29 protein-coding genes and 1 riboswitch are annotated in these 26,023 nt (G+C 65.2%); of the genes, 12 read left to right on the top strand and 17 right to left on the bottom strand.

Annotated features, from left to right (window positions below; translation table 11 throughout):
- Positions 1 to 31: 31 nt before the first annotated feature.
- Positions 32 to 916 carry a LysR family transcriptional regulator gene (locus tag E0501_RS16675; RefSeq protein WP_137702534.1) on the top strand — a complete coding sequence of 295 codons (885 nt, stop codon included), beginning with the start codon at positions 32 to 34 and terminating at the stop codon, positions 914 to 916.
- Positions 913 to 1,797, top strand: a complete 885-nt coding sequence (locus tag E0501_RS16670) for a DMT family transporter (protein ID WP_235857886.1) — start codon at positions 913 to 915, stop codon at positions 1,795 to 1,797. Before E0501_RS16675 ends, E0501_RS16670 begins: the two co-directional genes overlap by 4 nt.
- A gap of 3 nt (positions 1,798 to 1,800) precedes the next feature.
- On the opposite strand, the gene E0501_RS16665 is transcribed toward E0501_RS16670, so the two are convergent.
- Together E0501_RS16665 and E0501_RS16660 are read right to left on the bottom strand one after the other, a co-directional pair.
- A complete protein-coding gene (locus E0501_RS16665) occupies positions 1,801 to 2,757 on the bottom strand; it encodes a glycosyltransferase family 61 protein (RefSeq protein WP_161594645.1) in 957 nt (318 codons plus the stop codon).
- Positions 2,758 to 2,759: 2 nt separating this feature from the next.
- Positions 2,760 to 3,098: an ArsR/SmtB family transcription factor gene (locus E0501_RS16660; protein WP_137702532.1), complete on the bottom strand. Its 339-nt coding sequence runs from the start codon at positions 3,096 to 3,098 to the stop codon at positions 2,760 to 2,762.
- Positions 3,099 to 3,330: 232 nt separating this feature from the next.
- On the opposite strand from E0501_RS16660, the gene E0501_RS16655 reads away from it, so the two are divergent.
- The 5 genes from E0501_RS16655 (at position 3,331) to E0501_RS16635 (ending at position 5,912) form a co-directional block, all read left to right on the top strand.
- Entirely contained in the window at positions 3,331 to 3,666 is a 336-nt protein-coding gene (locus tag E0501_RS16655; RefSeq protein WP_137702531.1) for an AtpZ/AtpI family protein, read from the top strand.
- A 3-nt stretch (positions 3,667 to 3,669) separates the two neighbouring features.
- The gene (locus E0501_RS16650) at positions 3,670 to 4,440 is read left to right on the top strand and encodes a F0F1 ATP synthase subunit A (RefSeq protein WP_268888897.1); all 771 of its coding nucleotides are present in this window, start codon (positions 3,670 to 3,672) and stop codon (positions 4,438 to 4,440) included.
- A gap of 45 nt (positions 4,441 to 4,485) precedes the next feature.
- Positions 4,486 to 4,722, top strand: coding sequence for a F0F1 ATP synthase subunit C (locus E0501_RS16645; protein WP_106471144.1), 237 nt, complete (start codon positions 4,486 to 4,488; stop codon positions 4,720 to 4,722).
- An 82-nt stretch (positions 4,723 to 4,804) separates the two neighbouring features.
- Complete coding sequence (locus tag E0501_RS16640) at positions 4,805 to 5,350, top strand: F0F1 ATP synthase subunit B' (protein ID WP_137702530.1); 546 nt, start codon at positions 4,805 to 4,807, stop codon at positions 5,348 to 5,350.
- Positions 5,351 to 5,354: 4 nt separating this feature from the next.
- Complete coding sequence (locus tag E0501_RS16635) at positions 5,355 to 5,912, top strand: F0F1 ATP synthase subunit B (protein ID WP_137702529.1); 558 nt, start codon at positions 5,355 to 5,357, stop codon at positions 5,910 to 5,912.
- 135 nt (positions 5,913 to 6,047) lie between these two features.
- Here E0501_RS16635 and E0501_RS16630 read toward each other — a convergent pair whose 3' ends face one another.
- The 8 genes from E0501_RS16630 to E0501_RS16595 form a co-directional block, all read right to left on the bottom strand.
- Entirely contained in the window at positions 6,048 to 6,815 is a 768-nt protein-coding gene (locus E0501_RS16630) for a FadR/GntR family transcriptional regulator (RefSeq protein WP_137702528.1), read from the bottom strand.
- A 22-nt stretch (positions 6,816 to 6,837) separates the two neighbouring features.
- A complete protein-coding gene (locus E0501_RS16625) occupies positions 6,838 to 7,023 on the bottom strand; it encodes a hypothetical protein (protein WP_137702527.1) in 186 nt (61 codons plus the stop codon).
- 128 nt (positions 7,024 to 7,151) lie between these two features.
- Positions 7,152 to 7,517 carry a Lin0512 family protein gene (locus E0501_RS16620; protein WP_137702526.1) on the bottom strand — a complete coding sequence of 122 codons (366 nt, stop codon included), beginning with the start codon at positions 7,515 to 7,517 and terminating at the stop codon, positions 7,152 to 7,154.
- A complete protein-coding gene (locus tag E0501_RS16615; protein ID WP_137702525.1) occupies positions 7,514 to 7,861 on the bottom strand; it encodes a Lin0512 family protein in 348 nt (115 codons plus the stop codon). Before E0501_RS16615 ends, E0501_RS16620 begins: the two co-directional genes overlap by 4 nt.
- A 52-nt stretch (positions 7,862 to 7,913) precedes the next feature.
- Entirely contained in the window at positions 7,914 to 8,564 is a 651-nt protein-coding gene (locus E0501_RS16610) for a hypothetical protein (protein WP_137702861.1), read from the bottom strand.
- 12 nt (positions 8,565 to 8,576) lie between these two features.
- Complete coding sequence (locus tag E0501_RS16605; RefSeq protein ID WP_137702524.1) at positions 8,577 to 9,977, bottom strand: selenium-binding protein SBP56-related protein; 1,401 nt, start codon at positions 9,975 to 9,977, stop codon at positions 8,577 to 8,579.
- Between the two features lie 163 nt (positions 9,978 to 10,140).
- A complete protein-coding gene (gene cobO, locus E0501_RS16600; protein ID WP_137702523.1) occupies positions 10,141 to 10,749 on the bottom strand; it encodes a cob(I)yrinic acid a,c-diamide adenosyltransferase in 609 nt (202 codons plus the stop codon).
- Positions 10,750 to 10,916: 167 nt separating this feature from the next.
- Positions 10,917 to 12,131, bottom strand: a complete 1,215-nt coding sequence (locus tag E0501_RS16595; protein WP_137702522.1) for a TsoY family (seleno)protein — start codon at positions 12,129 to 12,131, stop codon at positions 10,917 to 10,919.
- Positions 12,132 to 12,288: 157 nt separating this feature from the next.
- Between E0501_RS16595 and E0501_RS16590 the strand changes: the two genes are divergently transcribed.
- Complete coding sequence (locus E0501_RS16590) at positions 12,289 to 12,702, top strand: hypothetical protein (protein ID WP_193555912.1); 414 nt, start codon at positions 12,289 to 12,291, stop codon at positions 12,700 to 12,702.
- Between the two features lie 202 nt (positions 12,703 to 12,904).
- On the opposite strand, the gene E0501_RS16585 is transcribed toward E0501_RS16590, so the two are convergent.
- The 4 genes from E0501_RS16585 to dapE form a co-directional block, all read right to left on the bottom strand.
- Positions 12,905 to 14,152 carry a lytic murein transglycosylase gene (locus E0501_RS16585; RefSeq protein WP_137702521.1) on the bottom strand — a complete coding sequence of 416 codons (1,248 nt, stop codon included), beginning with the start codon at positions 14,150 to 14,152 and terminating at the stop codon, positions 12,905 to 12,907.
- A 108-nt stretch (positions 14,153 to 14,260) separates the two neighbouring features.
- Entirely contained in the window at positions 14,261 to 16,519 is a 2,259-nt protein-coding gene (gene rnr / locus E0501_RS16580) for a ribonuclease R (protein WP_137702520.1), read from the bottom strand.
- A gap of 204 nt (positions 16,520 to 16,723) precedes the next feature.
- Positions 16,724 to 17,290 carry a TIGR04282 family arsenosugar biosynthesis glycosyltransferase gene (locus E0501_RS16575; protein WP_137702519.1) on the bottom strand — a complete coding sequence of 189 codons (567 nt, stop codon included), beginning with the start codon at positions 17,288 to 17,290 and terminating at the stop codon, positions 16,724 to 16,726.
- Between the two features lie 8 nt (positions 17,291 to 17,298).
- A complete protein-coding gene (gene dapE / locus E0501_RS16570) occupies positions 17,299 to 18,447 on the bottom strand; it encodes a succinyl-diaminopimelate desuccinylase (protein ID WP_137702518.1) in 1,149 nt (382 codons plus the stop codon).
- 298 nt (positions 18,448 to 18,745) lie between these two features.
- Between dapE and E0501_RS16565 the strand changes: the two genes are divergently transcribed.
- Positions 18,746 to 20,353, top strand: coding sequence for a choice-of-anchor L domain-containing protein (locus E0501_RS16565; RefSeq protein ID WP_137702517.1), 1,608 nt, complete (start codon positions 18,746 to 18,748; stop codon positions 20,351 to 20,353).
- A 36-nt stretch (positions 20,354 to 20,389) separates the two neighbouring features.
- Entirely contained in the window at positions 20,390 to 21,424 is a 1,035-nt protein-coding gene (locus E0501_RS16560; protein WP_161594643.1) for a Hint domain-containing protein, read from the top strand.
- An 18-nt stretch (positions 21,425 to 21,442) separates the two neighbouring features.
- Here the strand turns inward: E0501_RS16560 and E0501_RS16555 are convergent, their stop codons facing one another.
- Positions 21,443 to 22,087: an RluA family pseudouridine synthase gene (locus E0501_RS16555; RefSeq protein WP_137702515.1), complete on the bottom strand. Its 645-nt coding sequence runs from the start codon at positions 22,085 to 22,087 to the stop codon at positions 21,443 to 21,445.
- A gap of 99 nt (positions 22,088 to 22,186) precedes the next feature.
- Between E0501_RS16555 and E0501_RS16550 the strand changes: the two genes are divergently transcribed.
- Both E0501_RS16550 and E0501_RS16545 read left to right on the top strand, forming a co-directional pair.
- Positions 22,187 to 22,606, top strand: coding sequence for a nuclear transport factor 2 family protein (locus tag E0501_RS16550; protein ID WP_137702514.1), 420 nt, complete (start codon positions 22,187 to 22,189; stop codon positions 22,604 to 22,606).
- A gap of 46 nt (positions 22,607 to 22,652) precedes the next feature.
- A complete protein-coding gene (locus E0501_RS16545) occupies positions 22,653 to 23,279 on the top strand; it encodes a class I SAM-dependent DNA methyltransferase (protein WP_137702513.1) in 627 nt (208 codons plus the stop codon).
- Between the two features lie 171 nt (positions 23,280 to 23,450).
- Here E0501_RS16545 and E0501_RS16540 read toward each other — a convergent pair whose 3' ends face one another.
- Both E0501_RS16540 and E0501_RS16535 read right to left on the bottom strand, forming a co-directional pair.
- Entirely contained in the window at positions 23,451 to 24,857 is a 1,407-nt protein-coding gene (locus tag E0501_RS16540) for an FAD-binding oxidoreductase (RefSeq protein ID WP_137702512.1), read from the bottom strand.
- Between the two features lie 57 nt (positions 24,858 to 24,914).
- Positions 24,915 to 25,589: an ankyrin repeat domain-containing protein gene (locus E0501_RS16535; RefSeq protein WP_137702511.1), complete on the bottom strand. Its 675-nt coding sequence runs from the start codon at positions 25,587 to 25,589 to the stop codon at positions 24,915 to 24,917.
- Positions 25,590 to 25,694: 105 nt separating this feature from the next.
- Positions 25,695 to 25,904, top strand: a riboswitch (cobalamin riboswitch).
- Positions 25,905 to 26,023 lie beyond the last annotated feature (119 nt).

The raw sequence follows: 26,023 nt of genomic DNA, 5'->3' as shown, positions 1-26,023 counted from the left end.
GAAAATCGTTTGTCAGCGCACAGAGGGTGGCATGGATCATTGGGACGAAGTTCGAACCGCCTACCAGGTGGCGCGGCTGGGCACGGTCAGCGGCGCGGCCGAGGTTCTGGGCGTGCATCATGCCACGGTGATCCGGCATATCGACGCGCTGGAAGCGCGGCTGGGAGTGAAACTGTTCCAGCGCCACGCCCGCGGCTATACCCCGACCGAGGCGGGCGAGGACCTGCTGCGGGTGGCGCGCACCACCGACGACCAGTTCCAGCAACTGGCCGGCCGGATCAAGGGCCGCGGCAACGAGGTGACGGGTGAATTGGTGGTGACGGTGCTGGCCGAGTTCAGCCGGGTGGTGGCTCCGGTCCTGACCGAGTTCCAGCGTGCGCATCCCGGGCTCGTGGTGCGGCTGAAGGCGAGCGAGCGTTTGTTCCGGCTGGAATATGGCGAGGCCCATGTCGCCATCCGCGCCGGTGCCGAGGCACCGGGCGAGCCCGACAACGTGGTGCAGAAACTGACGGATCAGGCGATCGGGCTTTACGCCAGTGAGAGTTATGTCGAGCGTCACGGTGCGCCCGCTGCGCCGGAAGCGCTGAAGGATCATGTGTTCGTCAGCACTGACGACATGGAATCGCGCGCGCCTTTTGCCGTCTGGCTGCGTCAGCATGTGCCCGAAGACCGGATCGTGTTCCGGGCCGATGATTTCCGCGCGCAGGAAGAGGCGGTGCGCGCCGGTGCGGGCATCGGGTTTCTGGCGCGCACGGATGCCGGGCAGTTTCCCGAACTGGTCGAGGTGATGGAGCCGCGCGAGAGCTGGTCGATCCCGCTGTGGATCGTGACCCATATGGACCTGCACCGGACGGTAAAGGTGCAGGCTTTCCTGACCGCGCTCAAAGCCGCGCTGGGCGAGGGCGCACGCAAGTGACACGCGCACAGGCCGGACATCTGGCCATGCTGGCCTTTTCGGCGCTGGTGGCGGGATCGTTTTCGCTGGGCGTGATGGCCGCGCCGCATATCGCGCCCGCCGCGCTGAACGCGCCGCGCTTTCTGATCGCGGCGGTGCTGGTCGGAACGGCGGCACTGGCCACGACCGGCCTGCCGCGCAGCGCGGCCCGGGCGCCGTGGCGTTACCTGCTGCTGGGCGGCACTTTCGGCGCCTATTTCGTGCTGATGTTCGAAGGGCTGAAGACCGCTGCGCCGGTTTCGGCGGCGGCGGTCTTTACCCTGACGCCGGTGATGTCGGCGGCGATCGGATACATCCTGATGCGCCAGATCACCACGCCGCGCATGGCGCTGGGGCTGAGCGTGGGGGCGGCGGGGGCGCTGTGGGTGATCTTTCGCGCCGACCTTTCTGCCCTGCGCGCCTTCGAGGTGGGCCGGGGCGAGATGATTTATTTCTGGGGCTGCGTGGCGCATGCCGTCTATACGCCGCTGGTGCGGTTCCTGAACCGGGGCGAGGCGCCGGTGGTGTTCACCTTCGGCATGCTGGTCGCGGGCTGCATCGTGGTCACGGCCTATGGCTGGCGCGATATCATGGCCACCGACTGGGCCGCGCTGCCCGGGATCGTGTGGATCACTCTGATCTACGTGGCGATTTTTGCCAGCGCGGTGACTTTCGTTCTGCTGCAGTTCGCCACGCTGCGCCTGCCCTCGGCCAAGGTGATGGCCTATACCTACCTGACGCCCAGCTGGGTGATCGTCTGGGAAGTCATGCTGGGACACGATGTGCCGCAGGTTCTGGTGCTGGGGGGCGTGGTGCTGACCGTCGTGGCGCTGCTGATCCTGCTCAAGGACGAGGGGCGCTGAGCCTCAGAGGAAACCTTCGGTTTTCAGCGATGCGAGCAGCGCGGGCAGGTCAACCGGGGCGAAGGCGGCAGATTTTTTCTGTGGCAGCAGCGGGTCGAACGCCACGAGATCGACCTGCGAGAACGCCTCGACCTGGCGGCGGATCGCGCGGAAGACCGCGTTGCGATGGCGGCGCTTGATCAGGCCGACGCGCGTGCCGGGGGCCATCACCAGCGCTGCGAGGTGAAAGGCCGAACTGTCGGCGCCCACGATCACCCGCGCGGCGCGGTAGCACGCGATCTGGATGTCGAGGGGGTGCTCCTGCGGGTGGAAGATGTCATAGTCCGCGTCGGCCATTGCCTCTTCCACCTCGGGTTCGCGGTCAAAGCGCTTTTCCTCGCCCTCAAGCCGCGAGCGCGAGACATACAGGCGTTCGGGGCCTTCGGGGGCGAACCGCGCTTCGAGCCGGGTGCGGGTGAAGGCGCGGTATTCCGGGGTGCCGGTGCTCAAGCGAAGATGTCCCACGCCCTGTGTGGGCAGGATCAGCTCTTGCACGCGCAGGGGAGTATCGACCTGCCTGTAGGGCACATCGCCGATAATGGCCGAGACCAGAGGACGCAGACGGTTTTCGAGACTGCGGCGTAGCACGCGGCCCGGCATGGGCAGGAACAGCACCGCATCGGGCGGTGTATCGAGGTGGGCCAGGGCCCAGAGGCGGGTGATGGTTTCGACCAGGAAATGGCCGAAATGCACCCGGGCCAGCCCGCCGTAGAGATAACGGCCCGGCAGGTCCTGCACCGTGTCGGCGTGCGGCAGAACCGGCGTGCCGGTGAAACGCTGGCCTGACAGGGCGGTGCGCGATGCCGGTGCGAAACGGCCGTCGGCGCCGAAGATGCCGCAGGGCAGATCACGCCCGTCACCAACCGGAGTGACGATGGCATTGGCAAACCCTTGCAGCGTGGCCGGGGGCAGGGGCAGCACGTTCAGGCCTCGTCGCCTGGTTGCGACAGTTCGGTTTCGAGGAAGCGTTCGAACGCGTCGAGGTTGACCGGCTCGAACTGGCCGAAACCCTGCATCCAGACGCTGGCCGCGCGCAGCGCGTCGGGCTCGAGCTTGCACCATTTCACGCGGCCGCGCTTTTCCTGGCTGATGAGACCGGCGCGGGTGAGGATGGTGAGGTGCTTTGAGATCGCCGCGAGCGACATCTCGAACGGTTCGGCCACGTCGGTGACGGCCATGTCATCTTCGAGAAGCATGGTCAGGATCGCCCGGCGGGTAGGATCGGCCAGCGCGGCAAAGGTGGCATCCAGCGTGTCGCTCATGTCCAGCGGTTTGTCGAAGGCGGGCGCATTCGTCAACCATTTGGTTGAATATGCGTTTTCGCCGGAGTCAGCGCTAACGGCGGCTGCGACGCTTTGTGCTGCTTCGATTTTTCTGCGAAAAATCGTTTACAAATCATATGCTTGAATGGTTTGCTGGGGGCGCTTCGCGGCGCTTGACTCTGTAGCGCCGCGCCCCTAGCAAAGGCGCAATCGTCCGATGGGGGCATTCCGCGTGACCGATCCTGACCAGAAGCAGCGTTTGGCGGAGCTGGAAGCACGGATCGAAGCGGCGAAAGCCGCCGGCGCACCGGAAAAACGCCATCAGGACGAACACTATTCCCAGGCCCAGCAGGGCTGGCGAATGGTGATCGAATTGGTCGCCGGTCTGCTGATCGGCTTTGGCATGGGATACGGGCTGGACAGCCTGTTCGGGACGCTCCCGATCTTTCTTGTGCCGTTCACATTGCTGGGCTTTGTCGCCGGGGTGCGCACGATGATGCGGACGGCCAAGGAGTTCCAGGAGCAAAACGCGGCCCAGGCGCGGGCCGATGAAGACGAGAGGACGTAAGACGTGGCAACCGAGACGCATTCCACCGAAGCCGCTGCAGAAGGCTCTAGCCTGGTCTTTCACCCGATGGACCAGTTCATTGTCAAACCTCTGTTTGGCGATGGTCCGGTGGGCATGTTCACGATCACCAACGTGACGCTGTGGATGGCGCTCTCGGTCGTGGCGATCCTGCTGCTGCTGGTTGTCGGCACCTCGCGCCGGGCGATCGTCCCGAGCCGCAGTCAGTCGATCGCCGAACTGGCCTATGGCTTTGTCTACAAGATGGTCGAGGATGTCGCCGGCAAGGATGGCCTGCGCTACTTCCCCTATATCATGACGCTGTTCATGTTCATCCTGATGGCGAACATGCTGGGCCTGATTCCGATGGCCTTCACCACCACCAGCCATATCGCGGTGACGGCGGTGATGGCCGTGGCGGTGTTCCTGAGCGTGACGATCATCGGCTTCTGGAAGAACGGTTTCGGCTTCCTGAGCCTGTTCTGGATTTCGAGCGCGCCGCTGGTGCTGCGCCCGATCCTGGCGATCATCGAGATCATTTCCTACTTCGTGCGCCCCGTCAGCCACTCCATTCGTTTGGCCGGCAACATGATGGCGGGCCACGCGGTGATCAAGGTGTTCGCGGCCTTCGCGGCGCTGCTGGCGATCTCGCCCTTCGCAATCCTCGCGATCACCGCGATCTATGCACTGGAACTTCTCGTGGCCTTCATTCAGGCCTACGTCTTCGCGATCCTGACCTGTGTGTATCTGAAGGATGCACTGCATCCGCACCACTGATCAGGGCAAACAACTTTAGCCAATTCCAACGTAAGGAGAATCGAAATGGAAGGCGACATCGTACAAATGGGTGCTTACATCGGCGCAGGCCTCGCATGCACGGGCATGGGCGGCGCGGCTGTTGGTGTGGGCCACGTGGTTGGCAACTTCCTGTCGGGTGCCCTGCGCAACCCGTCGGCGGCCGGTGGCCAGACCGCAACCATGTTCATCGGTATCGCGTTCTCGGAAGCCCTGGGGATCTTCTCGTTCCTCGTCGCGCTTCTGCTGATGTTCGCCGTCTAAACCTTACGGACCATCCTTACGCTCGGGTGGGTCATCACGCATGACCCACCCGTTGTAACCCCGGTTCGAGGAGGACGACGACATGGCAACCGAGACGCACGCACCGGTCAGCTCCTGCGTAGATTCGCATGGCGGCGCGATTGGTATGCCGCAGCTCTGCCCCGACTGGATGGGCAACCAGATCTTCTGGCTGGTCGTCACGCTGGTGGTGATCTTCTTCATCCTGTCGAAAATCGCGCTGCCGCGGATCGCTTCCGTGCTGGCCGAACGGCAGGGTACGATCACGAACGACATCGCAGCGGCCGAAGAGCTCAAGCAAAAGGCCGTCGAGGCCGAAGAAGCCTATAACAAGGCGCTGGCGGATGCCCGTGCCGAAGCTGGCCGGATCATCGCCGAAGCCAAGGCCGAAATGCAGGCCGAAGTGGATGCAGAGATTGCCAAGGCCGACGCCGAGATCGCCGCGAAATCCGCCGAAAGCGAAAAGGCCATTTCCGAGATCCGCGCCGGTGCGCTGGAAGCGGTCAAGGATGTCGCCAAGGACACCGCCAAGGAAATCGTGGCGGCGATGGGCGGCAAGGCCGATGCCCGCAGTATCACCGCGGCCATCAATGAACGGATGAAAGGGTAATCAGATGCGCGCATTTGCAACCATGATCGCCCTTTTCGCCGCCAGCCCCGCGCTGGCCGCGTCGGGGCCGTTTTTCTCGCTCGCGAACACCAACTTCGTGGTGCTGATCGCGTTTCTCCTGTTCATCGCCGTGCTGGTCTACCTGAAGGTACCCGGGCTGCTGAGCGGGATGCTGGACAAGCGCGCCGAAGGCATCCAGGCAGAACTGGACGAGGCACGTAAGCTGCGCGAAGAGGCGCAGAGCGTTCTGGCCTCCTATGAGCGCAAGCAGAAGGAAGTGGCGGAACAGTCCGAACGCATCATCGCGCATGCCCGCGAAGAAGCCGAACTGGCCGCCGAGCAGGCCAAGGAAGACCTGAAGAAATCGATCGCGCGCCGTCTGGCCGCGGCCGAAGATCAGATCGCCAGCGCCCAGGCTTCGGCTGTCAGGGACGTCCGTGACCAGGCCATCGCCATCGCCGTTGGCGCGGCACAGGACCTGATCGCGAAAAACATGACGGCAGCGGACGGCAACAAGCTGATCGACGATGCGATCAGCGAGGTCGAAGCAAAGCTGCACTGAACACTCCGGATGCATAGCGTCCAGTGAGATCGGGAAACCCGGGCTGAATGCCCGGGTTTTTCGCGTCTATAGGCTCCGGCTAACCTGCCGCAAACATATAACCGGCCGCTTGCCGCGCCGGGCGGTGATAAACTCTTACCGCGCGTGTTCGTGCTGGATCCGCTGGCGCGCGATCTCTTCGTTGCGTTCGGCTTTCTGCTGAGCGGCCAGCGCGCCCTCGACGTAATCCATATGCGCCTCGACCGCCGCGCGCGCCGCTTTCGGATCGCGCGCCTGCAGCGCATCGTTGATGGCCGCATGCTGGGCCAGCAACTCCTCGCGCGAGGTGGACTGCCGGAACATCTGGGCACGGTTATAGAACACGCCCTCGCGCAGGAGCTCGTACATCGAGCGCATCATGTGCAGCATGATCACGTTATGACTGGCCTCGATGATCGCCATGTGAAAATCGGCATCCGCCTCGGCCTCGCGGGCGGCGTCCCCCTTGTCATGCGCGTCGGCCATCCGCTGGTAAGCCTTGGAAATCACGCGCAGATCCGTGTCAGAAGCAAAGCGCGCGGCGCGCTCTGCGGCAAGCCCTTCCATGTCGCGGCGAAAGGCGACGTAGTCGAAGACCGCTTCGTCATGCGACGCGAAAAGCCGCACCAGCGCCGGCGAGAAAGCCGAGCCCAGCACCTCGGCCACGTAAATCCCCGATCCTGCGCGCGAGGTCAGAAGTCCGCGTTCCTGCAACTCACCGATGGCCTCGCGCAGCGACGGGCGCGACACGCCCAGTTTCTCGGAAAGCTCGCGCTCCGAGGGCAGGCGCTCACCCGGGCGCAGGATGCCGCGCAGGATCAGAAGCTCGATTTGGCGCACCACGGCGCTCGAGAGTTTCTCGGGGTGAACGGGATGAAACGGCATGCGGCACCATTCAGTTAATTGGTCAGATCATATGACCGCTTTTGCACGCCGGCAAGGGACGGGTTAACAGCACCGAACGGTCCAAATGCGGGGGGTGATCTGCGTGCACCGCCCGGCTGACATCCGGCTGCCGGCTAATGCCTTCGAGGTTAACGCGCATTAAGGTTAGCGCACCGTTCGGCTGCTCTTTCTTGGCAAAAATACTCATTGCGCCCTTGCGGTCAGCCGAACGCCCCAAGAGGATCGCAGCGGTGGCAGACGTTTCAGCGGGGCCGGGGCGTCAGCCGAGGCCCCGCCCCGCCGCGGCGCGTGGCACACGCGGCGCACCCTCTTGTCTCAGGTCGCGGCCCGCCAGCCGCCGGGATGGTCCGGCAGGAACGCCTCGACCGCGGCGGTGGCGATGACGATCGGCGCGCCGCCTCGGGGCCCGGCATGATCCAGCCCGCCATGGATGACGTCCACCGTCACCCGCCCCGCCGGCAGCAGCGCGGCAATCGCCGCGCGGTCCACGGCGTTGGGGTCTTGCACGCCGACGGTGACCTGCACGCGCATGGCAGCCGGGTCGATCCCCTCGCCCCCCAGCAGCGCCAGTGACGAGCCCTGCAGCGCCGCCCGCACCGCGCGCAACGCCGCCTTGGTGTAGTCGCCGCCGTGCAGGTCGGTGCCCTGGGCCATCTCGATGATGAAACGACGATCGGTCATGGCGCGCGCTCCAGGTCCAGCGAGACCGAGATCGCCACCGTGGCGATCACGTTCGGCGCCGCGTCCGGGCGCGGCACATCGAGCCCGCCCTGTGTGACCTTCACCCGTGGCTGGCCATAGGGGAAGGCCGCCGCGACCTTGGCGACATCGACGGCACCCGGCTGCGCCACGCCAATCTCGACATCGAGGATCATCGCCTCTTTCGGGGCGCCGAACAGCTCGGCGAGGTTGATCGAGTTGCGCCACAGCGCGTCGCGGATGCCGCGCAGCGCGGCCTCGGTATAATCCTGGCGCCTGAGCGAGGTGCCCATGCCAATCTCTGTCAGAAGGCGGGTTTCGGGCATCGTGTCGTCCTTTCCTGCAACGCGGTCTGGATGCCCGTTCCTCAGGTCGCCGTCAATGCAGGGAGAGCAGGGAAATGCCCCCCACCGCGATCAGGCTGAGCGCCCAGACCACATCGAGATTGAACCAGCCCTTGGACAGGAACTTCAGGCCGAGCCAGTGATAGACGCCCAGTGCGATCGCGCCGCCCGAAAGCGTCATGGCGGCGGTGTGGGCCAGCGCGACGGTCACGGCCGTGCCGGCATTGCCGGCCATCAGGTCGCCGGCTGCGGCGTGGCCGGCATCGGTTTCGACCGTGCGGCAGATGCCCAGGTAGATCGGCACCAGCATCAGCCCGGCGCCATGCGCCATCGCCGCGAGGAACGACCACAGCGCCAGCCGTGACGGCGGGACCCGGGCAAGGAAGCGCGGGTGCCGGCGGTTGATAAGAAGGTAAACCCCGAGCGCCATGACCAGGATTGCGGCGCCGACCTGGATCCGGGTCTGCCATTCCGCCAGCACCAGCAGCGCGGTGAAGGGGAACAGGATTGCCGCCATGGCCAGCAGGTGACCGGCGGCCAGCGCGGTGAGCGCCTTGTAGAGGTTCCTGTAGTCCCGCTCCATCAGGGCGGCGGACACGGCCAGCGGCCAGCCCATGCCGGGATTGACCCCGTGATAGATCCCCGAGGCGACGACGGCCCACCACAGGGCCGCCGCCGTTGTCATCTCTGCCACGGCTCAGACGGAGGGGTAGCAGAAGCTGTCGGTCGAACAGTCTCCGCCTTCGAGGCGGATCTGGTGGCTGCGATAGCCCTTGGGGAACTCGATGTAGAAGTCCTTGTCGAGCTCAAGCCCGCCGTTTTCGCCGACGTTGGCCATCACCATCTGGCCGCCGTCGTCACCGGGATAGAACTGGTCATCCCAGGTGGAGTAGAGCGAGTTGGTCCAGTAGACGCGTTTGCCGTCGCGGCTGATTTCCACCATCTGCGGCCCATAGGCGAAATCCTTGCCGTTGGGGTGTTTGGCGCCGCGGGCGATGCCGCCGATTTCGACCTTGCCGGCCAGTTTCGGGTTCATCGGGTCCGACACGTCGTATTGATGCATCTCGCCCATGCCCCAGCAGGCGACGTAGAGATATTTGTCGTCGAGGCTGAGGTCGATATCGGTGACCAGCGGCGGCACCGCCTCGAACCCCTGCAGCAGCGGCGGCAGGTTCTCGGGCTTTTCCGGGCGCGGGTCGATGGTGAGGGTCTTTTTCGCCTCGAAGGTGCCGTCGTCCTTCTGCCACCAGGTGAAGATCGCGCCCTGCAGGTTGGTGGTGTCGACCACCACGCCGCAGAAGCCGTAATCCTTGGACGGGTCATGGGCGGGGCGGATTTCCAGTGCCATCTGGTGGTTTTCGCCCAGGTCGATGGTCTGCACGTTGCGGCGCTCGCGCAGGTTCCAGAAATGGATCTTGTGGCCGTACTTGTTCGACAGCAGGTCCTCGGGGACGATGCCGTTTTCGAATTGCGGCGGCAGGCCCCATTCCGAGCTGACCATGTAGTCGCGCGGCAGGTTCCACCAGAAATCGTAGTGCTTGTCCTGTTGGCCGCGATCCATTTCATAGCGGCCTAGGATCTCGAAGGTTTCACAATCCATGATGAAGATGCCCGGCGGTCCGTCGGTGCCGTCTGCGCCGCCGCCGCCCAGGGTCGAGACATAGATGCCTTCGGGGCCGCAATGGATGGTGTGCGGGCGCGAATAGCCGGTCTTGGCGAACACTTCTTCGGGTTCGATGATCTTGTGGATCTTGGCCTTGAGCGGTTCCTTGACGTCGATCACGTAGATCCGCGAGGACCGGATACCTGGGATAATCAGGTAGCGGCGTTCAAGGAACGCGTGCCCGGTGAGCGGCGAGAGCGCCGAGGAGCAGGCGTTCCAGCCGAAATGATGAAACTCATCACCTGTGTTGGGCATGATCACCTGGTGCACGATCTGGCCGTAGGTCTTGGACTTGGGGTCGACATCGACCACGGCGAGCCCGTCGGGCTGGCTGCCGTCGGGGCTGAGCATCAGGGTGAAGGCCAGCGTTTCCGCCGGGGCCTCCATCGCCAGTTTCGGGGTGGCGTGAAATGTGGGGTCCGGTCGTAGATTCATGATGAAATTCCTCCCTTGAAGACGCGCGAAGTGACGAAATACGTGAATGCGCCTGTGGCGGAATGTCGCACAGAATCAAATGTCGGACAATTGATTCTCTCGCAGAACACCAGCAGCGGCGGTTCGCCGCTTGGCCGTTCTGGCGGTAAGGCCCTGAAGTTTTTCAGAATTCCACGCCGATCTGCGCCTTGATGCCCGAGCGGAACGGGTGCTTGACCAACTCCATCTCGGTCACCAGGTCGGCGACCTCGATCAGTTCGTCCTTGGCGTTGCGGCCGGTGAGGACGACATGGGTCATCTCGGGCTTTTCATTGACGAGGAAATCGACCACCTCGTCGATCGGGATGTAATCGTAGCGCAGCGCGATGTTGATTTCGTCGAGCAGCACCATGCGGTTTTTCGGGTCGCGGATCAGCTCTTTCGACTTTTCCCAAGCGGCGCGGGCCATTTCGACATCGCGGTCGCGGTCCTGGGTTTCCCAGGTGAAGCCTTCGCCCATGGTGTGGAAGGCGCATTTGTCGGAAAAATGCCGGGTGATCAGGTCGCGTTCGCCGGTGCTCATCCCGCCCTTGATGAACTGCACCACGGCGCAGGGCATGTCATGGGCGATGCAGCGGAAGATCATGCCGAAGGCAGCCGAGCTTTTGCCTTTGCCCTTGCCGGTATGGACGATGATCAGGCCCTTCTCGTCGGTTTTGGTGGCCATGATCTTGTCGCGCGCGGCCTTCTTCTTGGCCATCTTCTGCGCGTGGCGTTCGCTGTCGGTGGTCATGCGCGTCTCCCTTGCCCTGACCTGAATGTGGGCAAGTGGGGGCGCGGGCGCAAGGGCGATTTCGGGGAGGTGGGAAATAGGGGCGGGCAGCTCAAGGAGGAAAGGGCTGCCCGCCCGAGTGCCGGGCCGCAAGGGAGGTCGCGGCCCGGGGGGGTGGTGAGTGGTGGTTATTCTGCGGGCACCGCGGCGGGCGCGGCGGGTTTGCCGAAATGCTGGCGGTTCAGGCGGATCACGAGGACGATCATCAGGGCCTGGCTGGCCAGTGCGATTGCGGTCAGCGCCCAGTAGCCTGTGCTGAACTTGGTGAGCACGCCGGCGCCAACGAGGCCTTTGTTGATGAAGAACTGCATCAGCACCGCAAAGGCCACGCCGGGGCAGACCAGCGCGTAGGAGCCGGGCGAGGTTTTCGGGCCGATCACGAAATCGGTGAAATAGCCCTGGCGGCGCAGCACGGTGAGGCCAAGCAGCAGGAAGACCACCTGCACCGCGATCATCTGGGCGAGGAACACCATGGTTTCGCCGGCCGAGCCGTGCACTTCGAAGGTGGTGTGCAGCCCGTGGCTCTGACGCAGGAAGAGGATTGACAGGATGGTGACGATGGGCACGATCACCATCAGGGTCGGGCCGGCCTCTTTATGCGTGCCGTAATGCAGCATCGACGAGAATGCGGTGATCGCGGCGACGACGGTGTAGATGAGGGCGGCCACGGCGAAGAAGGTGGAGATCACCAGAGCAGCGCCGACGGTGACGGTATTAGTGCTCATCGCGGCGGGGGCGGCAAAGCCCACGCCGACCATCGACAGGGCGAAGGCAGGCAGCAGCTGGGCAAAGCTGTTATGGGCGGTGACGTCGAAGATGCCGCCCTGCGACAGCACGCGACCGAGAAAATCGCCGATGATCTTGAGCGCCCAGAAACCGACTAGGCCGAAGGCGACCATGGCCAGCGGGAAGAGATATTCGACGATCGTCCAGAGCTGCGGCACGAAGGTGAGGCCGACGATGAACATTGCGTTGATCGTCATCGCCGCGGCCAGCGGCCCGGCCAGAAGCGTGGTTTCGGCGTTGGAATTGCGCAGTTTTTCGTAGGCCTCGGTTTTTTTGAACGCCGAGAGCGCGGAAAGGTTCCAGGCCAGGTATTTCAGGTTCAGAAAGGCAAAGACGGCGATACCGATCCAGGCGATCGCGATGGCGATCTGTTGCGGCAGGACCCCTTTGGAGAAGGCCGCCATCACGTCCTCGAAGATCGGGACGGGCTGGCCGGGATGGGGCACCCAGAAAAAGAGGAACATGAAGAAGGTCACGCTGAGGCCGCCCGCACCCAGCGAGGCGAGGAAATAGAGCGGCGCATAGCTGTCGGCGGGACGTTTTACATCGGTGGCCATCACAGGGTCCTTTCGGATTCGAATCTCATATAGCAACTTCCGAATATAAATAACATGCGATAAATGGAATATGAAAGAGAAAAGTTGCATCTGAAACTGACGAAATGTCGCGGCCTGTTTAACGCTTTCTTAACCGTGATCGCGCGACGCTGGCGGGATGAGACATTTGATCCTGTTGGCTTGCGTGTGGCTGGCCGCCTGCAACACGCCGCACCCCCGCTTTGCCGGGATCGCCCCGGTGCGGATCAGCGTGGGCCAGAGCGCCTTTGACATCCGGGTGAAGGGCCGCGAGGCGGAGGCAATCCGCCTGAACGCGGAATGGGCGCCGCGCCCCGAGGCGGTGGCGCCACGCGCGGTGGCGGCGATCGAGAAGGTGTCGGGTTGCACCGTGCGCCGGCTGGATGGCGACCAGGCGCAGTTCTTTGCCAGGCTGAGTTGCGGCAGGGAGGATCGGGCGATGGAGGTGATGCCCGGCCGGATCGTCTATGACTGCGATATCGCGGATGCCTACGTGAACCGCGGCCTGGGCGAGAGCATCAGCGAGATGACCTGCACGCCGCGCGCCTATTGAGACCACGCTTGCCGCCCGCAGGCGTTCCCGCCCACCCACCCCACACCTGCGGGCGACAAGCGCATTGACCGCCGGCGGCGCGCCAGAGGAGAGGCTGGGCAATTGAGTATTTTCGCCAAGAAAGAGCGGGGAATTGCAGGATCTTCTGACCGGGGACGGATGGTTCGCAGGCGGGCCACGCTGTCTGCGGTGCTTTGCAGGCTCAGCCGTTGCGGCGCAGGAAGGTGAGAAAACCGGGCGAGGGATAGCCATCGGGGACAAGCCCGCGCGCCTTCTGGTAGGCGCGCACGGCGTTGATGGTGAGCGGGCCGATCTTGCCATCGATCTTTTCGGGATCGAAGCCCGCGGTCCGCAGGCGACGTTGCAGGTCCTGTCTCTCGGGCAGGGTAAGGGCGCGGTCGCCGCGTGGCCAGCCGCCCCGGATCGCCGGGCCGCCGCCGATCCGATCGGCGAGGTGGCCGACGCCGATCACGTAGGCATCGGCCGTGTTGTAGGTTTCGATCACGTCGAAATTCGCGAAGATCAGGAAGGCGGCGCCCTGGTGCCCGCCGGGCAGCAGCACCGAGGCGGGGCCGTGATCGGGTACGGGGGTTCCGGCCATGTCGGTGACGCCCAGCCGCGCCCATTCGGAGGGCAGTTTGGTCAGGTCGCGGCGGGCGAGCATGTAGTTGAAGCCGTCGGGCAGTTTCACCTCGACCCCCCAGGGCAGGCCGGTCTGCCAGCCATTGGCCTTGAGATAGGCGGCGGCGGAGGCCAGCGCGTCGGACGGGTCATCGCCCCAGATGTCACGCCGGCCGTCGCCGGTGAAATCCTGAGCATGGGCGTGGAAACTGGACGGCATGAACTGGGTATGGCCCATGGCACCGGCCCAGCTGCCGCGCATGTTGCGCGGTGTGGTGTCGCCGTTGGCGAGGATTATCAGCGCGTCGAGCAGCTGGGCCTCGAAGAATTCGCCGCGGCGGCCGTCGAAGGCGAGCGTGGCCAATGCCTCGATCGTGGGGATGGAGCCGCGGAAGCTGCCATAAGCGGATTCGAGGCCCCAGATCGCGGCGACGATGTCCTTTTCAACTCCGTAGCGGGCCTCGATCCGGTCAAGAAGGGCGGCGTGTTTGCGCAGCGCCTTCTTGCCGGCGGTGATGCGGGCATCGGAGGCGGCGCTGTCGAGGTAGACCCAGACGGTCTTGGTGAACTCGTTCTGGGTGCGATCCTTCTGGATAACGTCGACGTTGTATTTCAGCCCTGCCAGTGCGCTGTCGAGCACGGTTGCGGGGATGCCGGCCGACATAGCGCGGCCGCGGAAATCGGCGATCCAGCGCTGGAAGGCGGCGTTCTTGGTCGAGATCACGGGATTGGGCGAGATTTGTGGGGGGCGGAGCGATTGCACAGGTGCCTCGGCCAGCGCGGGAAAGGCAAGAAACGCGAGAGATGCAACAAGATAACGGATACGCATGTGCCTGTTTGCCCCGGTTGTGGGTTCTGCCCGATGTTACGGGCAAAACCGGCACGGGGAAAGGCGGTTGCGATGCGTCGGCAAGGGGGTGCCGGGCGGACGCCCGGCCTACCGCCGTCGTCGGGTGACCTTGCGTTTGGTCTTGTCGGACTTGCGCTTGGCCCGGGCAGGCTTGCGACCCTTGGGTTTGCCACCGGAGCCACCGCGCGGGGCGCGGCGCATGGCCTTGCCTTCGAGCGAGACGAGTTCGAGCGCGATGCCGCCGGTGACGGGGGCGGCCTCCATCAGTTTCACCGTCACGCGATCACCGAGGCCGATTTCGGTGCCCGTGTCCGCGCCAGTCAATGTGCCGGCGTCGCGGTCGAAGCGGAAATACTCATGGCCCAGTGATCGCATCGGGATGAGCCCGTCGGCCCCGGTTTCATCGAGCCGGACGAAGACGCCGAAACGGGCGATGCCCGACACGCGGCCACTAAACTCGTTGCCCACACGCTCGGACAGGAAGGCGGCGAGGTAGCGGTCGGTGGTGTCGCGCTCGGCCATCATCGAGCGGCGTTCGGTTTCGCTGATATGCGCAGCGGTGGGTTCGAGGCGCTGGATATCGTCGGGCGTCAGGCCATCATCACCCCATTTGTGCGCCGAGATGAGCGCGCGGTGCACGACCAGATCGGAGTAGCGGCGGATAGGCGAGGTGAAATGCGCATAGGCCTGCAGCGCGAGGCCGAAATGGCCGAAATTCGACGGGCTGTAGTAGGCCTGGGTCATCGAGCGCAGGGTCGAGAGGTTGATGAGCTCGTCATGATCCGTGCCTTCGGCAGCGGCAAGGAGCGCGTTGAGGTGCGAGGTTTTCAGCACCTGCCCCTTGGCCAGCGTCAGGCCGGCGGCCTCGGCGGTGTCGCGCAGGCTTTCGAGTTTCTCGGGCGGGGGCTCTTCGTGGACGCGGAAAAGGAGCGGCGAGCGGCGCGCGATCAGCTCCTCGGCGGCGGCGACATTGGCGAGGATCATGAATTCCTCGATCAGGCGGTGGGCGTCGAGCCGTTCGAGGAAATTGACCGACTCGACCTCGCCTTCCTCGGTCAGCACGACCTTGCGCTCGGGCAGGTCGAGATCGAGTGGCTGGCGGCGGGCGCGGGCCTGGGTGAGCGCGGCGTAGGCGGCGTAGAGCGGCGCGATCACGTCGTCCATCAAGGGCGCGCATTTGTCGTTCGGGCTGCCATCCTGCGCCTCCTGCACCTCGCGGTAGTTGAGTGAAGCGATGGAGCGCATCAGGCCGCGATGGAAGGAATGCGACCGCTTTTCGCCATGGGCGTCGATCTGGATGCGCACGGCAAGGCAGGCGCGTTTGACGCCTTCGTGCAGGCTGCAGAGATCGCCCGAGAGCCGGTCGGGCAGCATGGGCACGACCCGGTCGGGGAAATAGGAGGAATTGCCGCGCTTGCGCGCCTCGGCATCGAGCGCGGTGCCGGGGCGGACATAGTGAGCCACGTCAGCGATGGCGACCCAGATCACGTGCCCGCCTTCATTCTTCGGATCGTCGTCTTCATGCGCCCAGCAGGCATCATCGTGGTCGCGGGCATCGGCCGGGTCGATGGTGATGAGCGGCAGCTCGGTCAGGTCTTCGCGGTTTTCATCGAGACCCGCGGGGTGCATGGCGTCGGCTTCGGCAATCACCTCGTCGGGGAAGTCATGCGGGATGCCGTGCTGGTGAATGGCGATGAGCGAAACGGCGCGGGGCGCCGATGGGTCGCCGAGGCGCTGGGTGATGCGGGCGCGGGGCAGGCCCATGCGGCCCTTGGGGCCGGATTGCTCGGCCTCGACCAGTTCGCCCTCTTTCGCGCCGCCGATGTCGGATTTGCCGACCTGCCATTCCTTGCCGTCACCCTTGTCGATTGGCAGGATGCGGCCGCCTTCAGGGGTGGCGCGGAAGATGCCGAGCACGCGGCGCGGGTTGGTGCCGATGCGGCGGATGAGCCGGGCCTCGTAGGCGAAATCGCCCTTGATCTCGGTCAGGCGGGCGAGGATGCGGTCGCCTTCGCCAAGGGCCGGGTCGGACGCGCGCGGGATGATGACGATGCGGGGCTCATCGCCCTCGCCCTGCCATTCCATAGGGCGCGCGGTCAGGTCGCCATCGGGGGTGGGCGTGGCCACCTGCAGCACCGAGACGGGGGGCAGTTTGTCGGGATCGCGGTAGGTTTTCTTGCGCTTGGCGAGGTGGCCTTCGTCCTCAAGCTCTTTCAGCAGGCGCTTGAGGTCGATCCGGGCGGCCCCCTTGATGCCGAAGGCACGGGAGATGTCGCGTTTCGAGGTCTGGGTCGGGTTGTCGGAGATCCATTGCAGGATCTCGTCCTTGGTGGGCAGCTTGCTCATGCTGTCCCGATAGCATGGGGCGCGGGGCGCGTCATTGGGAAAGTCGGCACCGCCCCCGCGGCGAACGGCCCACCCACCAGCCCCCGTCCGCCGCGGGGGCGGGTCAGGCGGTGGCGCATATCGGGGCCGGGGTGGAACGTCGGCCGCGTTGGGATTGAGTATTTTCAGGCAAGATGAAGCAGGGGGCGACCGGGCGCCGGGCAGTCACAGATCAGCGGCGCTGTCGACATCCGAGAGGGTGTCGGCGAGGGCCGTGCGGTGCTTGCCAAGCGTGGCAAGGGTGTCGGCAAGCGCGTGCGGTGTGGACCAGCGGACATTTTCGAAGAGGCGTGCGGGGCTGCGCGACGGGTGGCGCAGGCCGGCAAGCCAGAAGCCGCCATCGGTGGCGGGGCCGAAGACGGCATCATGCGCGCGGGCGAGATGGAAGGCGCGGGCAACATGGTGGGGCATCAGGCCCGGGATATCGCCGCCGACAAGGCAGACCGGGCCGGGATGGGGCAGGCGCAAGAGCCGGGCCATGCGCGCGCCGAGATCGCCGGGGCCCTGCGGCACGCGAGGCAGGTGCGCGGGGAAGGCGCGGCTGGCAATGGCCGTGTCGGGGGCCAGGGCCAGGACCATGTCCCAGCGCGGATCGGCCAGCCGGCGCAGCAGGCGCGCGGATTGATGGCGGAACCACCAGGTGGCGGGGATCGTGCCAATGTCACGCCCGAGCCGGGTTTTCACCCGGCCCGCGCGAGGCTCTTTCAGCATGATGACGAGGCGGGGCCTCATGCCAGGCCTCATGCAAAATAGTCGTGCAGGATCCGGGTATAGATCGATTTGAGTTCCTCGATCTGGGTGGCGGGCACGCGTTCATCGACCTGGTGCATGAAATGGCCGACAAGGCCGAATTCCACCACCTGGCAGTGATCCTTGACGAAGCGCGCATCCGAAGTGCCGCCGGTGGTCGAAAGCTCGGGGCGGCGGCCGGTTTCAGCCTCGACCGCGTTCGCGATCAGGTCCGAGAGCGGCCCCGGCGGGGTGAGGAAGCTTTCACCGGAGATTTTCACCCGCATGTCGATGCCGACGCCGAATTCCGCGGCGACCTTGTCGGCCTCCTGTTCGAGCCAGGCGGTGAGCGTGGCGCCGGAATGCGCATCGTTGAAGCGGATATTGACAGCGCCGGTGCATTCGGCCGGGATCACGTTGGTGGCGGGGTTGCCGGTGTCGATGCCGACCACGGCCAGCGTGGAGGGATCGAAATGCCCGGTGCCCTGGTCAAGCTCGTGGCTGGCGAGGCGGTCCATCAGCCGCGCCATCGCGGGCAGCGGGTTCTTCGCGCGGTGCGGATAGGCCGAATGGCCCTGAACGCCGGTCACGCGGAACCAGGCGGTCATCGAGCCGCGGCGGCCGATCTTCATCATTTCGCCCATTTCGTTGGGGCAGGTCGGTTCGCCCACGAGGCAGACCGACATCTGCTCGCCGTTGTCGGCCATCCAGTCGAGCAGCGCGGTGGTGCCATCGGTGGCGTCGCCTTCCTCGTCGCCGGTGATGGTGAGGATGATCGCGCCGTCGGGCGGCGTGTTGCGCACGAAGTCGACCGCGGCGGCGGCAAAGGCGGCAACCCCCGATTTCATGTCGGTCGCGCCGCGGCCCCACAGGATGCCATCAGCAAGATCGCCGGAGAAGGGTGCATGTGTCCAGGCGGCCGTATCACCCGGGGGCACGACATCGGTATGGCCGTTGAAGCCGAAGGTTTTCGCATGGCCCTTGTCACCCCAGCGGGCGAAGAGGTTCGACACCGCGCCACGATCCACGCGGGTGCAGGCAAAGCCGGCTTCCGTCAGCACCTCGTCCAGCAGGACGAGCGCGCCGCCCTCGGCCGGAGTGACGGAGTTGCAGCGGATGAGGTTCTGCGTGAGGTGAACGGGATCGAGCGGTTGGGTCATGGCGGGCGGCCCGGAGTTGTTGATGCGATGGCAAAGCCCTAGCGCGGATGGGGCGGCGGCGCAAATGTGGCGCAAATGCCGCGACCGCGCCACGTGACGCAGGGGAAGGCGAAAAATGCGGCTTAACAGATTCGCGTATTCCGTGTTAACTTTTGGTCAACAAAAAACCGAGGCAGGTTGCGGACAGAGGGCGACAACGCCCCGCCGAGCAGAAATGACCACTTGGGCCGGAAACATCCGGCCGGGAAACGGCATATTTGCCGTGGCCTGCCATTGGACATAGCGAGGTGTGCAGGTCATGGTTGCGGCGTCCGAACTTCCGATCAACACCAAAGCCTCCGCGATGCAGATGGCGGAAACAATTTTCGGCGATGGGGTGACTGTCGTGAGCGCATCCTACACCGGGGACTCGCGCTCGTCCGGGATTTACACTAACGGCGATACGATATCGCCCGGCGTTGTTCCCGGCGACGAGGGCGTGATCCTGTCGACCGGGCGAGCGCAGGATTTCACCAGTGAGGCCGGCAACCTTCCATGGTGGCAAGGTGGCGGCCCGGCGCAATCGAACCAGAACAGCAACACCTCGACCAACACCAGAGGCCCCAGCAACAACAGCGATTTCAACGATGCGGCCGGTGCGCGCACCTATGATGCGTCGTGGCTGGACATTGATTTCATCCCGACCGGCGACACGATGACGATGCAGTTCGTCTTTTCGTCGGAAGAGTTTCCCGAATACGCCAATTCGCAGTTCCAGGATTTCGGCGGCGTCTGGATCAACGGTGCGCAGGTCGACATGTCGGTGGGGGCGGCCAACCCCGGGAACCTGAATGGCGGGGGCAATGAGAACCTTTACGTCGACAACACGCAGGACCAGTACAATACGGAAATGGACGGTTTCACCGTCACCATGACGCTGACCATCCCGGTGACAGCCGGAGAGGTCAACACGATCCGGATCGGCGTCGCCGACGTGGGCGATTCGAGCTACGACTCGAACCTGCTGATCGCCGGTGACTCGGTCCAGACGGTCCTGGTGGCCAATGACGACGTGGTGCACCTGACCGGCAACCAGACCAAGGTGATGAACGCGCTGGCCAACGACTTTGACGCCTCGGGCGGGACGCTGACGATTACGCATGTTAACGGCATCGCGGTCAGCGCCGGTGACACCGTTACACTGAATACCGGGCAGACGGTGACGCTGAATGCCAACGGCACCTTCACGGTCGTGGGCGATGGCACTGACGAAACCTTCAACTTCACCTACACGATCGAGAGCGGCTCCAATACGGATACAGGGTTCGTTCTGGTCGACGCGATCCCGTATTTCGTGGCGGGCACGATGATCGACACCGTGAAAGGGCCGAGAGCGGTGGAGACGCTTGAGCCGGGGGACATGGTGCTGACCCAGGATAGCGGGCCGCAACCGTTGCGCTGGCGCGGGATGCGGCGGGTCAGGGCCGAGGGCAGGTTCGCGCCGATCTTTGTCGCGCCGAACACATTCGGGCGGCACAGCGCCATAGCCGTATCGCCGCTTCATCGCATACTCGTACACGACGGCGTGTCCGAACTTCTGTTCGGTGAACGCGAAGTCCTGGTGGCGGCGCGGGACCTTGTCGATGACAGGCGGGTGCGCCCGGTTCCCGGAGGGCTGGTCGACTATGTGCACCTGTTGTGCGATGAGCACCAGGTGATCTTCAGCGAGGAACTGGCGACCGAGAGCTTTCATCCCGGGCCGCAGGTTAACCACAGTTTCGAACCCGAGATGGTGGCGGAAATCTGCGAAATCTTCCCCGAACTCGACCCCGAGGCGGGAGAAGGCTATGGCCCGGCTGCCCGGCGCACGCTGAAGGGGTACGAAGCGGCGCTTCTGGCGGGCGAAATGCGGACGCGGGCGGCATAGGGACGGTATATGGGCTGGTTCGCGATATCAGATAATATGACCAACAGTTTCCGCGCGCCGGATGCGCTGCTGCAGGACGGTGTTCTGCCGCGCGGAACGCTGCTGGTTGAAACGCGGCTGTCCGCGGATGGCGCGCCGCAGACCCTGCTGGGATACGAGCGGCTGCATCCGCGGCCCTTCAAGCTTTCGATACAGGCGATACCTGGCGGCGGCGTCGTGGTGGTGATGGCCGATGGCGATGAGGTGTTTCACGCGGCGCTGAACCAGGACGCGCAGGAACGCGCGGATGTTCTGCGCGTGAGCCTGAGCTGGGATGTGACGAAAGGCTGGGGCAGGCTGGCTATCGAGCGGCCGGAACAGGACAAGACGGTTTCGACCGAATTGACCGCGCCGCATGGGATGCGGCTGGACGATATACGCGAGATGACGACGGATCCGCGCCGGCGGCTGATGGATGCCGATGTGCAGTTCTTTGCCGTGTCGAGCAAGGTGGAGCCGATTGGCCCGATGCCCACGCTGACGGGCCGCGTGCCGCTTCTGGGCGCGGGACAGTACATTTTCGCCGGCAAGCTGCGGCGCGGCGACCTGGTGGAAACGATGGAATCCGGGCTGGTGCCGGTGCTGCACGCGGTGCAGCGGCTGGTGCCGGCGCGCGGATCGTTCCGGCCGGTGCGGCTGCGTGCGCCCTATTTCGGGCTGCAGAGCGATATCGTCGTCGCGCCCGATCAGCGACTCGTGGTCGGTGGTTCGGAGGTGGAATACATGTTTGGGCGCGAGGCCGTGCTGGTGCCGGCGCGGCACCTGGTCAACGGCATTTCGGCCATCGCGGTCAGCGGGCCGCCTGTCGTGCGCTATACCCAGGTGATCCTGCCGGCACATGAATCGGTGATCGCAGCCGGTTGCCCGGTGGAGAGCCTCTATCTCGGGCGGATCAGACGCAAGGCCGACCGGCTGAGCGAGAGCCTGCTGGCCGGGATCGACCGCAGACTGCTGCCCGAGCATGCCAAATCGGCCTATCCGATGCTGAAACCCTTCGAGGCGCTGACGCTGGTGCAGCGCCGCGCGGCCTGATCCCCGCGGCTTTCGTCTTCAGAACGGTGTCTTGGCGCGAAACCGCATTCCACGCCCGCCATCGGGGTGGCGCAGGCGCAACTCTTCGGCATGCAGCATCATGCGGGGAAAAGCGCCGGCATCGTCCGAATAAAGCGGATCGCCCAGGATGGGGTGGCCCAGTTCGGCCATGTGCACGCGCAGTTGGTGGCTGCGCCCGGTGCGGGGGAAGAGGCGCACGCGGCTTTCTGCATCGCTGGCCTTCAGCACCTTGAAATCGGTGATCGCTTCCTTGCCGGTGTCGTGGCAGACCATCTGGCGCGGGCGATTGGGCCAGTCGACGATCAGCGGCAGGTCGATCGTGCCCTCATTCGGCTGCATGTGGCCGCGCACCTGCGCGACATAGGTCTTTTTCGTCTGGCGTTTCTCGAATTGGAGCCCCAGGTGGCGCTGGGCATGGGGCGTGGCGGCAAAGACCATGACGCCCGAGGTATCGCGATCGAGCCGGTGCACCAGGAGCGCCGTCGGGAAGGCCACCTGCACCCGCGTCAGCAAGCAATCGGCCAGGTGGGCGCCCTTGCCCGGCACCGAGAGGAGCCCGGCGGGTTTGTTCACGACGATAAGCTCGTGATCTTCGTGCAGAACCTCGAGCGGGTCCTTCGGGGGCGTGTAGCTGTCGCTCATGCCCTGCCAGATAGCGATGGGGCGGACCCGGTGCAACCCGACGTCAGGCTTGCCGGGGCGCAGGATGCCGCGCAGTCTGGCGCAAAGGGAGGGCTGCGCATGCATCCGACGATCGAAACCATGATGGAGGTGGTGGCCAAGGGCGACGATGCCGCAATTGCGCCGCTGATGGCCGAGACCGTGCGGTTCCTGCCACCGACCTACTGGGCCGTATGGCAGGGGCGCGATGCGGTGGCCGCGGTGCTGGGCCATGTCGGGCAGGTTTTTTCCGAGTTTCGCTATCGCCGGGTGATGGGCGAGGGGCGGGACTGGGCGCTGGAATTCCAGTGCAAGGTGGGCGATCTGGACGCCGTGGGCGTGGATCTGATCACGCTCGATGACGATGGCCTGATCGCAGAGTTCGAGGTGGCGATGCGGCCGCTGAAATCGGTGGCCGCCCTGCGCGAAGCGATGAACGAACGGGTCAAGACCGATGTGCGGTTCCTCGAGTTCCGCAAGGCGCTGCAGGCGGGCGGATGATCCGCAGGGGTTGACCGACCCGCCCTCGATGCGCTTGGCTGGGGCCATGACGCAGGACGATCCCGATCTTGACGCGGCCTATGCGCTGCAAACCCCCGAGGACAGCGTGCGGCTTTACCGCGACTGGGCCGAGACCTATGACAGCGCGTTCATCGACGAGATGGATTACCGCCTGCCCGCGCATGTGGCGCGCGTCTTCCTCGAGGCGGAGCCGCAGGGGCCGGTGCTCGATCTCGGGGCCGGGACGGGGGTGATGGGGGCGCTGCTTGCAGGTCGGGTCGCGCCGGTCGATGGTACCGATATCTCGCGCGAAATGCTGGAGGTGGCCGCGCGCAAGGGGGTCTATCGCAGGCTTTTCGAGGGCGACCTGACGCAGCGGCTCGACGTGGCGGATGGCAGTTATCAGAGCGTTGTCAGTTCCGGCACCTTCACCACCGGCCATGTCGGCCCCGATGCCCTGGACGAGGTTCTGAGACTTCTGGCGCCGGGCGGGTTGGCGGCGATCTCGGTCAATGCCAAGCACTGGCAGGGCGCGGGTTTTGCCGATGCCTTCGACAGGATGGCGCCAAACCTTGCCGCTCTGGAGCGGACCGAGGTGCCGATCTACGGGCCGCGTGCCACTGGCCCCCATGCAACGGATACCGGTTTCGTCCTGCTCTTTCGCAAAGCCTGACCCGGCATTTCAGGATAGTGGTTCCTGACGGTCTTTCTTGGCAAAAATACTCAATGGCCCGCGCCCTCCTGAGGCAAGCGGAAGAGAGGATGGCGCAGCGGCGCACATGTGGCCCCGCCGAGGCGACAGCCGAGGCCCCGCCGCGACGCGCGGCCCGCGCGGCGCAACCCCTCAGGCGTCGGGCAGCACCTTGCCCGGGTTCATGATGCCGTTCGGGTCGAGCGCGGCCTTGATCGCCCGCATCGCCGCCAGCGCGACCTTGTTCTTGCGCCGGGCCATCGACGGCAGTTTCGAGGTGCCGATGCCGTGTTCGGCCGAAAAACTGCCGCCGAGATCGAGCACGATCTCCTCGACCCCTTCCATGATCGCGTCAAAGGTCTCCGGATCCTGGCTTTGCGGCCAGACGGCGTAATGCACGTTGCCGTCGCCCAGATGCGAGACCACCATGGGAATCGCACCCGGGTCGGTCCGTTCCAGCATCGCATGGGCGCGCTCGAGGAAGCTCGCGACCTTGTCGAGCGGCACGGCGACATCGTTGTTCTGGATTGGCTGGCGCGACAGCGTCACCTCGGCCGCGGCTTCGCGGCGCGCCCACATCTCGCGGCGCTGGGCCTCGTTCTGGGCCACCACGGCATCGAGCACCGCGCCCTCTTCGAAGAGCTCCTCGAGCACGGTTTCGAAATAGGCGGTGATCGGCGGTTTGCCGTCCGGGCCGGGTTCGGCGTCGCGTGGGGCGGTGGCGCCCACCTCGACGAAGATGTTGACGTCATGCGGGGCGTCAAAAGGTTCACGCGCGCCGGAGACGACCTTGAGGTGCTGCTCGATATAGCTGCGCGGCATGTATTCGAAGGCCTCGACCGCGCCGCCGGTGGCTTCCTGCAGGCGGTTGAGCAGCGACAGCGCGCCGTCGAGCGAGGGCGCGGCGACCATCGCCGAAGCATAGGCGCGCGGTTTCGGCACCAGTTTCAGCACCGCGCCGGTGATGATGCCAAGCGTGCCCTCGGCGCCGATCAGCAGGTGCTTGAGGTTGTAGCCTGAGTTGTCCTTGTGCAGCTCGGACATGATGTCCATCACCTCGCCATTGGGCAGCACCGCCTCGATCCCCAGCACCAGGTCGCGGGTATTGCCATAGCGCAGCACGTTCGAGCCGCCGGCATTGGTGGAGAGGTTGCCGCCGATCATCGCGCTGCCCTGGGCGCCGAAGGTGAGCGGGAAGATCAGGCCGTGTTCCTCGGCCGCGGCGCGGATATCGGCCAGCACCACACCTGCATCGACAATCGCCATGCGCGCCTCGGGGCGAATTTCGCGGATGCGGTTCATCCGTTCGAGCGAGAGCATGATCGCGCCTTCGGCACGCGCGCCACCGGCAAGGCCGGTGTTGCCGGAGACGGGCACGATGGGCGTGCCTGTTTCATTGGCGAGCTTCACGATCTGCGCCACTTCGCTGGTATTCGCGGGGCGGACGACGGCCATGGGCGCCCAGCTGTAGGTATGAGTGAAGTCATGCGAATACCTGGCGGTATCAGTGTCTTGCAGCACATGCGCCGCGCCCACGATGGCACGCAGTTTGTCGATCATTCCAACCCTCCCTTTCGGTCCCGCGCAGAGTGGCGTGAAAGCGGGGGCGAGGCAAGATCAGTCAGGTCCGGGGATCAACTCTGCAATCGCGCGGAATCCACGGGCACGGGCCAGGTCGAGTGCGGTGCGCCCGTCTCGGTCTGTAATCGTGAGGTCGGCACCGGCGGCAACCAGGGCCCGGACCGTTTCCTGGTGATCGGGGCCACCATCGCCCAGCACCACCGCCTCGATCAGCGCGGTCCAGCCGAGGTTGTTGACGTGATCGAGCGGGGCGTTGGCGGCGATCAGGCGGCGTACAACCTCGGCATGGCCGAGATGGGCCGCTGCGATGAGCGCCGTGCCGTCATAGGGCGAGGTGACAAGCCCCGGATCGTTGCCCAGCTCGATTGCCAGCGACATGAGATCGGGGTCATTGGCGACGGCGGCGATGGTGACGACGTCATAGGCCATGAACTCAAGCGCGTTCATGTCGGCACCCGCCTCGGCCAGGGCGCGCAGGGCCGCATCGCTTGAGGCGAAGGCGGCGACATGGGCGGGCGTGCGTTGACGGTGGTCGCGTGCATTCACGTCGGCCCCCTGCGCCACAAGACGGCGGATGGCGGAAACATCGTCGGCATGCGCGGCGCTGTGCAGCCCTCTGTAGGCCTCGATCTCGATCGGCGTGGGGGCGGTTTGAGCCATCGCGGGCATGCCGAGGGCAAGCAGGACAGGCAGGACGAGGTGACGCAACATCGGGTTTCTCCTGAACCGGAAACGGGGGCAGTTTGCCACGACGGGCCGGGCGCGGCTTTCACGATCGCGTCATCGGGGTGGATTGACTCTGCACGCGGCGGGTGCCATTCCAAAAGGGCTGACGGTTCCGGGTAAACCCACGCCCGGATGAAAAGGGAACACGGTGCGGTGTAGCCATCAGGCGCCAAATCCGTGACTGCCCCCGCAACTGTGAGCGGCGAGCGCGGCCAGGAAAGCCACTGGGGTATGCCCCGGGAAGGCGAGGCCAAGCGAGGACCCGCGAGTCAGGAGACCTGCCGCCGGTGGCGTTCGGACCGCTTGTCCGGGTGTCGAACTTGAACGGATGCCGGGGTGAGCATCTGGCGAGGAAGCGGTCGCTTTTCCAAGCCGAAACCCCGTCGCCTTTGCCCGCAATCGCGGGCGTGGGAGACATG

This window comes from Marimonas lutisalis (assembly GCF_005434965.1).
Lineage (GTDB): Bacteria > Pseudomonadota > Alphaproteobacteria > Rhodobacterales > Rhodobacteraceae > Marimonas_A > Marimonas_A lutisalis.
This window is presented reverse-complemented; position numbering and strand designations above follow the sequence as displayed.